The organism is Enteractinococcus helveticum (assembly GCF_001657475.1).
Lineage (GTDB): Bacteria > Actinomycetota > Actinomycetes > Actinomycetales > Micrococcaceae > Yaniella > Yaniella helvetica.
In genome coordinates this window covers 1-13,729 of record NZ_LXEY01000014.1, presented here as the reverse complement: position 1 = coordinate 13,729, position 13,729 = coordinate 1, and the positions used below count along the sequence as shown (strand labels likewise).

16 protein-coding genes and 1 pseudogene are annotated in these 13,729 nt (G+C 56.8%); 13 read left to right on the top strand and 4 right to left on the bottom strand.

The features are described 5' to 3' along the window. Nucleotides 1-121 precede the first annotated feature (121 nt). The 3 genes from A6F49_RS04390 to A6F49_RS04380 are packed head-to-tail and all read left to right on the top strand — an operon-like array spanning nt 122 to nt 3,524. Nucleotides 122-1,003 (top strand): ABC transporter permease, encoded by an 882-nt coding sequence (locus A6F49_RS04390; protein WP_043057264.1) that lies wholly within the window; start codon nt 122-124, stop codon nt 1,001-1,003. Next, a complete protein-coding gene (locus A6F49_RS04385; protein ID WP_043057265.1) occupies nt 1,000-1,869 on the top strand; it encodes an ABC transporter permease in 870 nt (289 codons plus the stop codon). The genes A6F49_RS04390 and A6F49_RS04385 overlap by 4 nt, the downstream gene beginning before the upstream one ends. Continuing rightward, a complete protein-coding gene (locus tag A6F49_RS04380; RefSeq protein WP_043057266.1) occupies nt 1,869-3,524 on the top strand; it encodes an ABC transporter ATP-binding protein in 1,656 nt (551 codons plus the stop codon). The genes A6F49_RS04385 and A6F49_RS04380 overlap by 1 nt, the downstream gene beginning before the upstream one ends. Here A6F49_RS04380 and A6F49_RS18680 read toward each other — a convergent pair. After that, on the bottom strand, nt 3,521-3,721 hold the full coding sequence (locus A6F49_RS18680) for an LLM class flavin-dependent oxidoreductase (RefSeq protein ID WP_043057267.1): 201 nt from the start codon (nt 3,719-3,721) through the stop codon (nt 3,521-3,523). The genes A6F49_RS04380 and A6F49_RS18680 overlap by 4 nt on opposite strands. 207 nt (nt 3,722-3,928) lie before the next feature. On the opposite strand from A6F49_RS18680, the gene A6F49_RS04370 reads away from it, so the two are divergent. The 4 genes from A6F49_RS04370 to A6F49_RS17980 all read left to right on the top strand — a co-directional run bounded on the left by A6F49_RS04370 (nt 3,929) and on the right by A6F49_RS17980 (nt 6,354). Continuing rightward, nucleotides 3,929-5,623, top strand: coding sequence for a choline/carnitine O-acyltransferase (locus A6F49_RS04370; protein WP_043057268.1), 1,695 nt, complete (start codon nt 3,929-3,931; stop codon nt 5,621-5,623). A 72-nt stretch (nt 5,624-5,695) separates the two neighbouring features. Then, nucleotides 5,696-5,950: a PspC domain-containing protein gene (locus A6F49_RS04365; RefSeq protein ID WP_043057269.1), complete on the top strand. Its 255-nt coding sequence runs from the start codon at nt 5,696-5,698 to the stop codon at nt 5,948-5,950. Between the two features lie 37 nt (nt 5,951-5,987). Then, entirely contained in the window at nt 5,988-6,227 is a 240-nt protein-coding gene (locus tag A6F49_RS04360) for a type II toxin-antitoxin system Phd/YefM family antitoxin (RefSeq protein ID WP_043057270.1), read from the top strand. Continuing rightward, the gene (locus A6F49_RS17980; protein ID WP_161485768.1) at nt 6,217-6,354 is read left to right on the top strand and encodes a hypothetical protein; all 138 of its coding nucleotides are present in this window, start codon (nt 6,217-6,219) and stop codon (nt 6,352-6,354) included. The genes A6F49_RS04360 and A6F49_RS17980 overlap by 11 nt, the downstream gene beginning before the upstream one ends. A 60-nt stretch (nt 6,355-6,414) precedes the next feature. Here A6F49_RS17980 and A6F49_RS04355 read toward each other — a convergent pair whose 3' ends face one another. Together A6F49_RS04355 and A6F49_RS04350 are read right to left on the bottom strand one after the other, a co-directional pair. Next, nucleotides 6,415-6,630, bottom strand: a complete 216-nt coding sequence (locus tag A6F49_RS04355; protein ID WP_043057271.1) for a helix-hairpin-helix domain-containing protein — start codon at nt 6,628-6,630, stop codon at nt 6,415-6,417. A 9-nt stretch (nt 6,631-6,639) separates the two neighbouring features. After that, on the bottom strand, nt 6,640-7,038 hold the full coding sequence (locus A6F49_RS04350) for a DUF3151 domain-containing protein (protein ID WP_043057301.1): 399 nt from the start codon (nt 7,036-7,038) through the stop codon (nt 6,640-6,642). Between the two features lie 126 nt (nt 7,039-7,164). Between A6F49_RS04350 and A6F49_RS04345 the strand changes: the two genes are divergently transcribed. The 6 genes from A6F49_RS04345 to A6F49_RS04315 all read left to right on the top strand — a co-directional run bounded on the left by A6F49_RS04345 (nt 7,165) and on the right by A6F49_RS04315 (nt 13,347). Further along, entirely contained in the window at nt 7,165-8,169 is a 1,005-nt protein-coding gene (locus A6F49_RS04345) for a methionine ABC transporter ATP-binding protein (protein ID WP_043057272.1), read from the top strand. Continuing rightward, entirely contained in the window at nt 8,166-8,846 is a 681-nt protein-coding gene (locus tag A6F49_RS04340) for a methionine ABC transporter permease (protein ID WP_043057273.1), read from the top strand. Before A6F49_RS04345 ends, A6F49_RS04340 begins: the two co-directional genes overlap by 4 nt. Nucleotides 8,847-8,901: 55 nt before the next feature. Further along, nucleotides 8,902-9,768, top strand: a complete 867-nt coding sequence (locus A6F49_RS04335) for a MetQ/NlpA family ABC transporter substrate-binding protein (protein ID WP_043057274.1) — start codon at nt 8,902-8,904, stop codon at nt 9,766-9,768. Nucleotides 9,769-10,019: 251 nt separating this feature from the next. Then, complete coding sequence (locus A6F49_RS04330; protein WP_043057275.1) at nt 10,020-10,313, top strand: hypothetical protein; 294 nt, start codon at nt 10,020-10,022, stop codon at nt 10,311-10,313. 1,229 nt (nt 10,314-11,542) lie between these two features. Continuing rightward, entirely contained in the window at nt 11,543-12,295 is a 753-nt protein-coding gene (locus A6F49_RS04320; protein WP_043057276.1) for an OBAP family protein, read from the top strand. Between the two features lie 32 nt (nt 12,296-12,327). Continuing rightward, complete coding sequence (locus A6F49_RS04315; protein ID WP_043057277.1) at nt 12,328-13,347, top strand: SDR family oxidoreductase; 1,020 nt, start codon at nt 12,328-12,330, stop codon at nt 13,345-13,347. Nucleotides 13,348-13,429: 82 nt separating this feature from the next. Here A6F49_RS04315 and A6F49_RS17650 read toward each other — a convergent pair. After that, nucleotides 13,430-13,594 (bottom strand): annotated as a pseudogene (locus A6F49_RS17650) (aquaporin Z); the annotation flags it as partial. Nucleotides 13,595-13,729 lie beyond the last annotated feature (135 nt).

Below are 13,729 nucleotides of genomic sequence, written 5' to 3'. Positions count from 1 at the left end.
GGTCTCGCAGGGTGTATACCGCACCCCAAATCTTGTACCCGACCTGGCGCATTGTTATGTTCGGTGTAATATACGTCACACCAACCCCCGCGCATCGCGGGTGGAGTGCGGAGGTGGCAGCATGAAGATTCAGATTCTTCGTCGCGTAGGGATCAGCCTGCTGGTCGCGATAGCGCTGTCCGCCGTCGTATTTGCCGCCGTCCGACTGCTACCGGGCGATCCTGCCAGTGTGTCCCAGCCACCTGTACAACACTACTTCGAGTGGTTAGCCGGCGTGATATTCGCAGATTTCGGCGCCTCGCACACTGGCCGTCCGGCGTCAGAAGTTCTAGCTGCCACCATTCCGTACTCACTGGCACTGCTGGCGGCAGCCGTCATCATCGCGACGACGTTGGGTCTCTGGATTGGCAAAGCCTCAGCTCGGCGCCAAGTGACCAGGGCCAAGCATCGTACCGGCTGGATTTCGCTGATACTGACCGCCGTGCCCGAATTCATCGTGGGGATTGTTCTCCTTGGGATCTTCGCAGCCTTGGTAGTTCCCTTCTTGCCGGCAGGGCCTGCATTAGAGACACCGTGGTGGGAAACTCTGCTGCAATGGATGCTGCCGTTACTCACGCTGGTCCTGGTGGCCACACCGTATATGGTCCGGGTGACCAGGTCCGCACTGGTTGCAGCCCTGGATTCCGATGCTGCAGAAATGGCGCGGCTCCGAGGCGTCCCGGAGAACGTCGTCGTGAGTTCTCATGCCACGCCGCTCACAATTGGGCCTATCGCCCGAGGGGTCGCGATGCAGCTGACGTGGCTGATCAGTGGCGTCGTTGTGGTCGAATACCTTTTCCAGTACCCGGGTGTGGGCCAGGCGTTGGTCAATGCGGTGAGCACTCGCGACGTGCAGGTCGTGCAAGCCATTGTCCTGGTGTTGATTCTGGTATGCATTATTGTCCATCTGCTGGCCCAGGTGGTGGAGATTTTGGCCAACCCGCGATTGAGGAGTACCACATGACCGCACAGGAAACGCTCCGCCAATCCGCCACCCGGCCGCGTTCGCTAGCGCGTTACGTGTGGGCGCAACCATCCGGCAAGATCGGTGCGGTGCTCACCGCCATCATGCTGGTAGTGACCGTACTCGGGTATCTTTTCGCCGAATCCCTGACCGGTCACTCCCCCACTGAGCTCATTGGTCAGCCCTTCGAATCAACCGGTGCCGCCGGCACAGATATTCAGGGCCGGTCGGTACTGTCCCGAGCGCTGGCCGGGGGCGTGACCTTATTGGGATATGCGATTGCTGCGAGCGCCATCGGTGTTGTGCTGGGCGCGGTGTTCGGCGTCATTGCCGGGTATTTCGGCGGGGTGATCGACTGGATCATCATGCGCATCAACGACGTCGTGCTGGCATTGCCCACGCTGGTGCTGGCTCTGTTTGCCATTGCGATTTTTGAGCCCACCGGGTGGGTCATTGTGGTGGTTATCGGGGTGATGCAAGCGCCTTGGATTGCTCGGAGCCTTCGGGAGGCGATCCAGGCGGTCAAAGACCAGAACTATCTGCTGGCCGCGCGCATGTATGCGGTGCCGCACTGGACCATCCTGACGCGTGAGATGCTGCCGCACATTTCAGGTCGCGTGCTGGCTGCAATCTGCCTGCGGTTTACGTACTCGATTGGTCTGATCGCGTCGCTGTCCTTTCTTGGTCTGGGCATCCAGCCACCCACCGCCGACTGGGGTGTGATGCTCAACGAAAACCTTGTCGCCCTGTCCACGCAACCCTGGGCAGTGGTGCTGCCGGCTCTGGCTATCGCGGTGTTGACCATCGGTACCAGCCTGTTGGCTCATGCCATAGACCAAGCTGCCAGCGTGAGAGGAACCCGATAATGCAACCGTGCTCCCCTGTGCTCAACGTTCGAAACCTGCGCGTGGTCGCCGAGGATTCCACCGAGGTGTTGCACAAAGTGCACTTCGGCTTATTCCGCGGTGAGATGCTGGGACTCGTTGGCCAAACCGGTGCCGGTAAAACCACGGCCGGGCTCGCCTGCCTGGCCTATTTCCGCCGCGGTGTGGACTACGTCAGCGGATCATTGATGCTCAACCCGGTGGACGGGACCGAACCCTTTGAACTCTTGGATCTTGACGCGGAGACCATCCGGTCGCTGCGCGGTCGCCGCATTGCCTACGTTCCGCCGAATCCCGCGACGGCGCTGACCCCGGCCATGCGGGTTGGGGAACACCTCCTGGATGCCTTAGCGATGCACAACTACGGCACCACCGACGCCGACCGTCGCGCCCGAGTTGCGCAGGTGCTGGCAAATGTCGGATTGCCTCAGGACGACGAGTTCCAGCAGCACTGGCCCCACGAACTAGCCGGTGACCAACCACAACGCCTCACCCTGGCCATGGCCTTTGTGCTGACCCCCGACGTGGTCATCTTTGATGAGCCCACCCTCGGCCTCGACGTCGTCGCCCAGCACCGAGTCGTGGAAACCATCCGACACCTGAGTCTCACCCACAACATTGCCGGTCTTTATCTCACGCGCGATCCGGGCATCGCGGCATCCATCAGTCACCGTATCGCCGTCATGCACAACGGTGAAATCGTCGAGACCACCACGCCCGAGCAGGCACTCACCGCACCCGAACATCCCGTCACGCGCAGCCTGTTTTCCGCAGTTCCAGACGCGGCTGCGGCCAACGATTTGACGGCCACTCCGGGACCCACGCCCGGTAGGAGCGCGCAGCACGGCCGAAGAGCCGGGGCCGGCGAACACCTCCTCGCGGTAGAGGACCTCAGCGTTTCCTACCGCAAACATCAGGCCCTGCGGAGGATCACGCTCGACATTGCACCCGGTGAGTGCACGTTTGTCTTTGGCCAGACCGGGGCGGGTAAGACGACGCTGGCCCAAGCAATTGCAGGGTTGTTGCCGCGGTATCAGGGTGCCGTCAAGCTCCGTAGCAGAACGCTCTCCCGGCGGGTGCGTCGTCGCAGTCCGGCAGACCGCCTCGATGTGCAGTACCTGATTGGTTCCCCGACTGCTTCGTTCAACCCGCACCGCATCATCGGCGAGTCTTTGTCGGTCCCGTTAGAAACCTCAGGCTCAACGCCCGCCGACCAGCGCCGCAAGACCGTTGCAGCAGCCCTGAAGGCAGTGGGCTTAGATGCGGCATTCTATGATCGTTACCCGGCCGAGTTGTCTGCGGAACAACTCCGACGGGCGGTGATCGCCCGAGCACTCGTGTCCGCGCCGTCAGTTCTGGTGTGCGACGATGTCACCGCAGCATTGGACGCCACCGCGCAGGCCTCAATCATTGCGCTGTTGAAGTCGCTGCGCCATTCCCACGGACTGACCATCTTGTTCCTGGCAAGTGACATTCGATGGGCCCGCCACGTTGCCACCCGCATCGCGGTGCTGTATCAGGGTCACATCATCGAACACGGCACCGTGGACGAGGTCTTGACCAACCCCACCAACGACTACACAAAAGCCCTACTGAGCCACACCGTAGGACTCAATCCCGGGGTGCCACGCGCCTAACCGTTGGTCGCATACAGCGTGAGCTCAACGCCGTTGACTTCACGATTGCCCAGGATGCATACAATATTGCGCGACCCGTTATCCTGTGTGCCGGTCACGATATTCCAGACGATGCGACCGTTGGAAATGTGGTGCAGCGTGAAGATCTGACGGGCAAATTGATACGGGTGGGATTGGAAATTATTCGGTGTCCCCACTGACCCTAGTGCATGTGACTGGTACACCTCAGATGCCGGAAAAAACAAGCTGGCACCGATTTTCCAGCATCTTGGGATGGTCATACTTGCCCACGTCGGTGTTGCGTTGGGTGTGTAGGCCGGCCAGTGGATAGGGTCCGCGTCAATGGGTCGAGTAAGCGAAGTAGACTGATACGCATTATTGCTATCTGTGTTCTAGGAGCCTTCGTGCGCACGTATCCACACCATTTGACCGCCGATCTACCGGAGCTTCCGGTGCCGCGGCTTGATGAGTCGCTGGAGCGCTACCGCACCGCATCGGCAGCACTGTACGGCCCCGAGGGCGAAGCCGACGTCAACCAGGCCATCGCCGATTTGATGATGGGCTACGCCCCGGCGCTGCAACAAACCCTAGAAGACTACGCGGCTACCATGGCCCAGACTGGCTCCAATTGGATGGTCGAGCAGTGGATGGAACGCTACCTGACCAATCGCGCGCCGCTGCAGCTGACCACCAATGCCACCTATCAACTCAACCTGCCCACCGCTGCTACCGGCGTCGACCGGATTGTCGAACTGCTCCAGCGCATTGGCAGCATCCACATCCTGCAGGCCAAGCGCGCGACTCCTGCGGAACTTGATCTCCAGGGACGCCGCATGTCGATGGACGGGTGGGCCGAATTCAACGGCGGCATCCGCACCCCGGCTATTGATGAAGACCTGTGGATGCGCGCCGGCACCGGACCAACCTACCGAACGATCGGCATTTTGTACCAGGGTCGGATGTGGGAGGTTGCCCTGACCGGGCCAGAAGGCAAACTCTTGGATCCCGACCAGCTGCGATCGTTTGTGAAGACTGTGCTGCAACAAACGGAACCTGCCCACCAACATTTCGCGGCGTTCTCCTCGATCGGGTCCGAACTGTTATCGCTCGGGGCTCCCTGGGACGCCGCGGAAAACCGGTCCATGTATAACCGGTTGGTCAACATGCTGTTCACCCTCACGCTGGATCCGGAAGCAACCAACGACGTCGATACCCTGGCGCGCTGGGCATTTGAACCCGGCTACGCGTGGGTCTATAAACCGCTGAGCTATCTGGCTGCGCTGGATTCGGATCTGTTGGCGGTCCACGTCGAACATTCGGTCATCGAGCCCGGAACACTGGCAACGGCTGTGGCACGAATGCAAGCAGTGGATCTGGAAGCCCTCGACGCCCAGTACGATGCCTACGTTGCAAAGCCCCACGAGTTGGTTTGGCACGGGGTTGCCTATGACCTGTCGCCCGTTGAAGCTGCGGCACATGCGATGCATGCCGAACGCGTGATCGTTCGTCGAGATGAAAATCTCCCGTTTCCGATCAGTTTTGAAGCCGGGGCGCAACTTATCCTGATGATTGCTCAGGTGTTGACCTATGGCTATATCCGGGGGCAATCAGAAGTATTCGATATGCGTCACTTCCGCGCCGGTCGTACCGAGGTGATTCGTCCGGTGACGGTTCAAGCCGTGAACTTCGTGACCGCTTTAGTTCAAGGCCAGGCGACTGAGGAACAATTTGCTGCAGCACTCACTGCGCATCGAGATTGGGTCGGGGCGGCCAATATGGGCAAGGTATTCGACCGGCACCTGATGATGCTGGAGTACATTGCCCAAGAACTCGGTGGCGCTGAAGCAGATTTCTTCACAAAAAATACCAAAGCTCGTGAGAACTTCCTGTCAACATCAACGTTAGGCAGCGCCGAGGTAGTTGTTCGTAGTCTGTTTGCTCCAGCGTGTGTCGACGGTTTTGGAGTGAGTTACACTTCTACTCTGGATGGCATCGAGTTCATGGTGACTTGGGGTGACGAAGCTCGGCAGGCTGAAATCTTTCTGAGCAAGCTGGAACCAGCAGCCGAGCTTCTCTACAACTTCACCACCGCGATCTAGCCCTGGGTGGCAGTACGCTTGGACCATGATTTTGTATTGTCGAGGGCACAGAATTAGCGTAGCGTCAGGGTTATGAGCGCACTATTTGATTCAATCCGTAAAATGGGCTTTCGCAGAGGTCCCAAACGGATGCTGGGCGGTGTTGCGGGAGGCCTCGCCTCCAAGATGAAGCTCAACGTCTGGCTCGTCCGACTGTTGGTGCTGATCGCATTCCTCTTGCCCGTCGTCGGATGGGTTCTCTACTTCGTCATTTGGATCATCACGCCGTGGCAAGACGGCAGCATCCCGTTAGAACGGCTCTTCGGTGGACGCCCGAGAGCGCGATAAATACCCCTCCTCAGAAATTTTGACTGAGTGAGGAAGTATGCGAACGGTTAATTTGCATGAGGCAAAGAGGAAGTTGTCGCGTCTTCTTGACGCAGCGGCAGCCGGCGAGCAGATTACGATCACTAAAGCGGGCAAACCGATGGTGAAACTTGTACGCGTCGGGGCTGAAGAGAAAGTCGCACGGACAGGATTTCTCGCGGGACAAGGTCATATCCCCGAAAACTACGACACTTTGTATTCTCAAAAGATCGCAGAGAGTTTCGACGATGCAGTTTGATGAATTACCAGTGACCCCTGAAGAAGCAACACTGGTGGAGCAGCGGCTAGCAGCTCGGACTGCAAACCCAAATGACAAACTAATTTCCGCAGAAGTTTGGGATCGGATCAAGCGGCAGTATGAGTGATCTAATTTCTTTCGTGGAGATCCGAGAATACCAATGCCTGCCGAACGTATTTACGTCGTATTATTCCTGACGAAAGCCGAGATTCCTCTCAACCAGTGCTTCAGCCAGGATACGGAGAGCTTTTGGCCCCACGCCATGCAGGGCCAAAAGCTCCTTTTCGGTATGCAGGCTAACCTTCGTTAAGGAATCCACACCGGCTAGTTGCAACTCGCGAGCCACCGTCTTACCGATAGCATCGGGCAGGTCTCCTACAGGACGAACATCCGGTGTGGCCATAACGGGCTCCTACTTTGCGGCTTCGATCTGTTCGGAAGCAGTTGGGTCCGAATCGTTCAAGAACTTGGTGATGCGGTCAACCTCGTCGGTTTCGCCAATGGCCGCAGCTGCTCGGCCCAGTGCGTACAGTGCGCGCAGGAAACCGCGGTTTGGTTCGTGGCTCCATGGGATCGGGCCGGTCCCCCTCCATCCGGCTCCGCGCAGCGAGTCCAGGCCGCGGTGGTAACCAACGCGAGCATAGGCATAAGATTCCAGCTCGCGTCCGTCGTCCCAAGCATCTTCGGAGGCCATAGCCCAGGCCAGTGAGGAGGCGGGGAAACGTTGGGCAATTTCCTCGGGCAGATCGCCAGCATTGTAGCGAGCCTTGACCTCGGGTTCTTCGGGCAGCAAGGTTGGTTCTGGTTCCATCAGATTCTTGCCAATGAGTGACGACACGTTTATTTCCTTCCGCTAAGCCAATAGGGCTGAGTCTACGCTGTCTGAGTCTGCCAGTGTTTATACTGAGTCAACAAGTAAACCGTTCATAAGGACACCATGATTTCCGTTCGAGAGCTTACCAAGGTGTATCGACAGCCCACCAGGGATGTCGTGGCCATCGACGACATCAATTTAGATATTGACGACGGCGAAATCCACGGGATTATCGGCCGTTCGGGTGCGGGTAAATCTACCCTGGTCAGATGCCTGACCCTGTTGGATCGCCCCACCAAGGGCCAGGTCATTGTGGGCAGTCAGGATCTCACCGCGGTGTCCGATACCGAACTGCGCAATGCGCGCCGTCGGATTGGCATGGTGTTTCAACACGCAAACCTGTTGTCCTCGCGTACCGTTGCTGAGAATGTGGCGATGCCACTGGAGATCGTCAACACGAAGAAGGCTGAGCGCCGTGCCAAGGCCATCGAGTTGATTGAACTCGTAGGGCTGAACGGTCTGGAAGATACCTACCCTGCCCAATTATCGGGTGGGCAGCGTCAGCGCGTGGGCATTGCCCGGGCCCTGGCTGCTGATCCGGATGTACTGCTGTGCGATGAACCAACGTCGGCACTGGATCCCAATACCACCGAGGGCATTTTGAATCTGATTCGCTCGGTTGCTGAGCGTCTGAATCTGACTGTGGTGATCATTACCCACGAAATGTCAGTGGTCAAAAACCTGTGCGACTCGGTGTCGCTACTGGATGCCGGCAAGATTTTGGAATCCGGCAAACTCTCCGAGGTGGCAGGCGACGTGAACTCTCAGCTGTCGAGGTCGCTGTTGCCGCTGCCAACACATGATGAAGTCACCGCCGATCTGGTCATTGAGGTAGTGGGCAAGGCTGATGCGGTCAATACCCCGATCGGCACGACCATTGCCGCCGAGAACCCGGTGACGGTGGACATTGCCGCAGCCAATATTGAAACCCTGAGCGGCACCCGATTTGCCCACTATCTGCTGGGCATCAACAGTGACAAGCCCATTAACTTGACCGGTATCGAAGCCACCCTGGCCCGCCACGGATTCTCCGTACGTGTACGCGCCAAGCAAGGAGTCCAAGCATGAACTGGTTTGAAGAACTCCTGAACAACCGCGCACTACAGACCGCGCTGCCCGAAGCAATCTGGGAGACCATTGTGATGGTCGCCATCGCCGGTGTTGCCACGGTGATTATCGGTGGGGTTATCGGCATCATTTTGCACCTGACCCGCCCCGGCGGGCTGGCACCGATGCGCGTGCTGTATATCATCTTGTCGTCGATCATCGTGAACATCACCCGCTCGATCCCGTATGCGATCTTGATGGTGGCGCTGATTCCATTTACCCAGTGGCTCATTGGCACATCGATCGGACCGATTGCCGCAACGGTCTCACTGACCATTGCCACCGCCCCGTTCTTTGCTCGCCTGGTAGAAACCGCACTGCGCGAAGTCCCCTCCGGCACCGTGGACGCCGCTCAGGTCATGGGCATGTCCAACGGCCAGATCGTTTCCAAAGTCTTCTTACCCGAAGCCCTGCCCGGGTTGATCTCGGCAATCACCAACACCACCGTGGTGCTGATTGGCTACTCGGCAATGGCCGGGTTGATCGGTGGCGGCGGTCTGGGACGGCTGGCTTATAACTACGGCTACCAGCGCTTTGATTCCCAGGTCATGATCGTGACCATCGTCGTCATGGTCATTGGGGTCCAACTGATTCAATGGATTGGCGATAAAATAGTAGCGGCTGTTGACCACCGCTGAACCGCGCTAACACCAGCGCACGGTCACAAGACAAAAAACCATGTCAGGAGTACACATGTTCAAATCATCACGCACCTCACGCCGGTTGGCTCTCACCGGTCTTGCTGCGGCATCAGCCCTGGTGCTGGCCGCATGCGGTGGCGGATCCGAAGAGGCTGAAGGCCCCACCGCCAACGAAGATGGTGTCACCACCCTGACCGTCGGCGCGACCCCGGTCCCCCACGGTCAGATTCTGCAGTACGTTTCCGAAGAACTCGGCTCCGATGCCGGCCTGGAAATTGAAATCGTGGAATTCGATGACTACCAGCTGCCAAACCGTCAGATGGACGAAGGCAACCTGGACGCCAACTACTTCCAGCACATCCCATTCTTGGAACAGCAGATCGAAGACCACGGCTACGAGATCTCCCACGGCGAGGGCGTGCACATTGAACCCTACGCGCTGTTCTCCTCCCAGCATGACAACGTCGAAGACATCGGCGAAGGCTCCACCATCGGTATTACCTCCGACGCCGGCAACCAGCCACGCGCCCTACTGCTGCTCGAAGCCGTCGGCTTATTAGAAAACATCGACGGCGACTCCGCAGCCCTGACACTGACTGAAGAACAGAACCCCATGGGTCTGAAATTCGAAGAGAACCCACCAGAAATCCTGGCCCAGGTTGTGGACGACGCCGCAATCGATGCCGCAATCATCAACGGCAACTACTTCCTCGAAGCCGGCCTGGACGTCAACGACGCGCTGATCGTTGAAGAAGCCGACGACTCCCCATACGCCAACGTTCTGGCATGGAACACCTCCAACGACGGCAACGAAGCCATCCAGAAACTCGATGAACTGCTGCACTCCCAAGAGGTCGCAGACTACATCACCGAAACCTGGCCCGAAGGTGAGATCATCCCGGCCACTCCAAGCGAGTAAGCCCTCACACTACGCACGCACGGCGCGGTATCTGTCCAACAATGTGGCAGGTACCGCGCCGGTTGTTTAACTGCACTTACTCGTCAGCACGGTAGGACAACTCAACACCGTCACCGATCGCACATTGACCCACATTTCGGGCGCGTGTTGTACTGAAAGACAACGGCATACGGTGAAATTCACCATGTCCCAACAACAGCTGAACACAATCGCCTTGCAGTTGAGGTAACTGCACAGCGAAAGGAGTGCTCATGAAAACACCATGGGAAAAATCCGCCGCCCTACTCGGTTCTGCCCTGTTAGCCATCACGCCCAGTGCCTGCGGTGCCGACGACGACACCAGCCCGGTCGAGGAAGAGCCCACCACCGAACAGTTCGATGAATTCGAAGACGACGCCAACCAGCCTGATCAAAGTGGCACCCCGCTGGATGACGACGGCGCCACCGGCACAGAACAGGGCGAAGACCCCGATACCAATCCCGAAGAAGGCGAAACTGACGATTCGGGACCAATGAATGAAGAAACGTCCAACGACGATGAATGAGACGATTTCGGAGAATAACTGCACGAAGCCAAGGATTCAGGTCGACTGAGGTCTCAGGTCGACTCTGTAGTGTTAGGACGGTGCGTTCCCCAAGTGGGAGCGCACCGTCTCTCTTTGGTACATTGCAGAGTCGAGAAAATAGCACTCCGTGCATAGGTGGAAACCAAGAACTAGAAAGTATTCTCGCAACGCTATCCCAGTCGAGGGTAACTGATCTCGAGGAAGAGGACGAAGTGAGGGATCCGCCATTTGCTCCTACAAGTTTTCCACAGACCAGGATATAGCGCGCTTTTCCATACTATGAACCTGATAAGCATAGATGCAGACCTGATTACTGTTTAACGCCGAAAAACAGTAACTCCGGCGATATACCCAATTTTTCAGGGCAGGGATCGTTCCGGAGCTTTCAGGTAAATGCTAACACGATCATGCGATGCAGAGAATTCAATGTTCACACCTGATGAGTCCTTGTTAGAACAGTGGGTCAGTACCGAGCGATTAAACCGGTACCGTGCTGCCGACGCGCCAACCACAGAACTGTATTTGTGGAATGCTGAATTATCCGCAGCCTATTTTGAAATAGTCGGACACGCAGAAGTCCTACTACGAAACGTATTCCATTCAGCTCTAGCTCCTCATAGCGTTGGAGGGCGTTGGTATCAAGATTCCGCCTATCCTTTCTCTGCACATGCTCAACGCGACATCCGATCAGCCATACGCCGCGCAACACGAGACCAACAGTTTGAATATCCAGGCAAGGTGGTAGCCGGGTTCTCGTTCGGTTTCTAGCGTTTTCTCCTCGAGAAACGATATAAGACGACGATATGGCCGCTCATTTCGCCACAGTTGCAAGGAGTTCCGCGACATCTACGAGATAGACACCAATTAGAGCAAGTCACGACACGAATAAACGAGCTGCGCAATAGAGTAGCCCACCACGAACCAATCTTTCACCAGGCTTCAAATCAGCATCTTTCAGATATTTTTCTTGTCGCACGGTACGTTGATATCCGAGCCGAACAGATGCTGAAGGGCATCTCTCGTGTAGAACAGGTTCTCTTGAGACGTCCTAGCCTTCGAAACTAGGTCGAATGCTTGTGCAACAAAAGTTGCTGCGTCGCAGCTGACCATTCAGCGAGTATGCACAGTCGGATCATCTATTTTGTATTGAATCATTTCGATATCTGGGACCTATTTCTATACCTATGCGCAGTCGGTAGAGTCGCGACATGGGACAGAATTATCTGAAAAGTATTGGCCTCGGGATTGCGGCAGGCGCAGCAACCGCAGCCGGAATTATCGCTGGCCAGAAAGTTATGACCACCGCCAAAATTAGTCAGGGTCACCCGATCAAACACCGCATGTTGGATATCAGCTCGAATCTGATGCAACATAAATACCCACTAGATGCTATGAGCACCTATCTCAATGGCTTCCACTTCTACGCAGACGATAGGGGCCGCCAAGTCGAAGCCACACACTTTTGTATTCATCTGCGCCATGACCTGCACCAGTGCGTGATCTTCGATAGCAACGAACCCGATGCGCGGCTAATCGGTATCGAATACATCATTAGCGAAGAGCGGTTCAAAACACTCGACGAAGACGAAAAGCAGCTGTGGCACAGTCACCACTATGAAGTGAAATCCGGTGCGCTCGTTGCACCCGGCGTCCCACAACTGGCAGAGCACGCGTATTTTGAAGATCTCGTAACCACCTACGGCAAAACCTTCCATACCTGGCAATACGATCGCGAAGACTTTCCGTACGGTATTCCACAGTTGATGATGGGTTTCACTGCTGATGGTCAGCTGCGCGAAGACCTCCTGCAGCATCGCGACCGGACGCTGGGGATTTCAACACAGAAGATCCGGCAACAGCGTGAGGACATTCCCACACCAATGGTGCAACCCGGTGCGAATGCTTGGGAAAGTGGACAAACCGCTCAGACTTCGCTGGACTACATGGAAATGCAAGAGTAGGTCAACCGCTTCGACACCGCTAGGAGGCATAGATGAAATCGAAGGTTCGGCTCAAGGATGCCGTTGTGGTGATCACCGGCGCATCCAGCGGTATTGGTCGGGCCACGGCTCGACAATTTGCACGTGCTGGCAGCAACGTCGTCCTGGCGGCCCGAGGTGAAAAAGCATTAGAGAAGACCGCCAAAGAATGTCGCAAATTCGGTGTGAGGGCACTAGCTGTGCCGACCGATACAACATCTGCACAGGCTGTTGAGGCGTTGGCTCGGCATGCGATGGAACGCTTTGGCCGGATTGATGTTTGGGTCAACAGCGCAGCGGTCCATCTCTTCGGAGCAGTCGATACCGTGCCACTGGATCACTTCCAACGGGTGCTCGAGACCAACGTCATGGGTTATGTACACGGCAGTCGCACTGCGATCTCCCACATGAAAAACCAGGGCCATGGCGTGCTGATCAACGTCTCATCCTCCGTGGCCAATGTGCCCCAACCATTTACCGCAGCATATTCGATGTCGAAGGCTGCCGTGAGTGCGCTATCGGTGAGTCTGCGTTCAGAACTGTGGCTGGCCAAAGAACAAGACATTCACGTCGTAAACGTGCTGCCGCCCGCAGTTGATACTCCGCTATTTAGTCGGGCAGCCAACTACAGCGGACGTGAAGTCCGAGCGATGCCACCGGTGTACCCGCCCGAAACGATTGCTAAAGCCATCGTCAAAGCGGCCGTAAAACCGAAATCAGAAATTGCTGTGGGTGCAGGAGCCAAACAAATAATCAAACGACATCGTGCCGCACCGGGAGCTACTGAACGTCTGATGGCGCTGCAGGTCGACCGAACTCATCTATCCCGCAAGCATTCTGCCCCCGATACTTCAGGAAACCTCTATGAATCGAGGGCTGGTGGTGATGCCCTAGCCGTTCGTGGAATATGGCATGGAAAACATCGTCAGCGACGTAGGAAAATCATTGGGGTCGGGCTACTTGTCGGAGCTGCCGGTGCTGCTGTTGTAGCAAAGAAGTTAGCTCAACAACCCGCAGCAAAGCTCGTTGGATAGCTCCGTAAGGCCAATCGTTATAAGACGTACTGTTCGGAACTCAAACATCGGTTGAGTTCCGAACAGTTTGAGGAAGTAAATGTTAGAGCTCTTCCAGCGGAGCTGATTTGGCTTCCTGGACGCCATCGAGCAGTGGACGGAAGAGTAGTCCAGCGATCACAGCACCCACGACCGGGAAGATAAGGAAGACCCACAGCTGCATCAAGGACTCTCCCCCACCATAAATCGCAGCGGCAATGGAACGGGCTGGGTTGACCTGACTTGCACAAGTTTAGTGACCCGTTTTAGGTTGTGAGCTTGAGTCGGTCCAGGATGTGGGCTGCGCCGGGGGTGATGTCTGGCGGGAAGGTGATTTCGTGGTCGCCGATGCGGCCGGTGAATT

Coding starts and splice junctions, on each gene's coding strand:
- A6F49_RS04390 (WP_043057264.1), top strand. CDS start 122: ATGAAGATTCAGATTCTTCGTCGCGTAGGGATCAGCCTGCTGGTCGCG.
- A6F49_RS04385 (WP_043057265.1), top strand. CDS start 1,000: ATGACCGCACAGGAAACGCTCCGCCAATCCGCCACCCGGCCGCGTTCG.
- A6F49_RS04380 (WP_043057266.1), top strand. CDS start 1,869: ATGCAACCGTGCTCCCCTGTGCTCAACGTTCGAAACCTGCGCGTGGTC.
- A6F49_RS04365 (WP_043057269.1), top strand. CDS start 5,696: ATGAGCGCACTATTTGATTCAATCCGTAAAATGGGCTTTCGCAGAGGT.
- A6F49_RS04360 (WP_043057270.1), top strand. CDS start 5,988: ATGCGAACGGTTAATTTGCATGAGGCAAAGAGGAAGTTGTCGCGTCTT.
- A6F49_RS17980 (WP_161485768.1), top strand. CDS start 6,217: ATGCAGTTTGATGAATTACCAGTGACCCCTGAAGAAGCAACACTGGTG.
- A6F49_RS04355 (WP_043057271.1), bottom strand. CDS start 6,630: ATGGCCACACCGGATGTTCGTCCTGTAGGAGACCTGCCCGATGCTATC.
- A6F49_RS04350 (WP_043057301.1), bottom strand. CDS start 7,038: ATGGAACCAGAACCAACCTTGCTGCCCGAAGAACCCGAGGTCAAGGCT.
- A6F49_RS04345 (WP_043057272.1), top strand. CDS start 7,165: ATGATTTCCGTTCGAGAGCTTACCAAGGTGTATCGACAGCCCACCAGG.
- A6F49_RS04340 (WP_043057273.1), top strand. CDS start 8,166: ATGAACTGGTTTGAAGAACTCCTGAACAACCGCGCACTACAGACCGCG.
- A6F49_RS04335 (WP_043057274.1), top strand. CDS start 8,902: ATGTTCAAATCATCACGCACCTCACGCCGGTTGGCTCTCACCGGTCTT.
- A6F49_RS04330 (WP_043057275.1), top strand. CDS start 10,020: ATGAAAACACCATGGGAAAAATCCGCCGCCCTACTCGGTTCTGCCCTG.
- A6F49_RS04320 (WP_043057276.1), top strand. CDS start 11,543: ATGGGACAGAATTATCTGAAAAGTATTGGCCTCGGGATTGCGGCAGGC.
- A6F49_RS04315 (WP_043057277.1), top strand. CDS start 12,328: ATGAAATCGAAGGTTCGGCTCAAGGATGCCGTTGTGGTGATCACCGGC.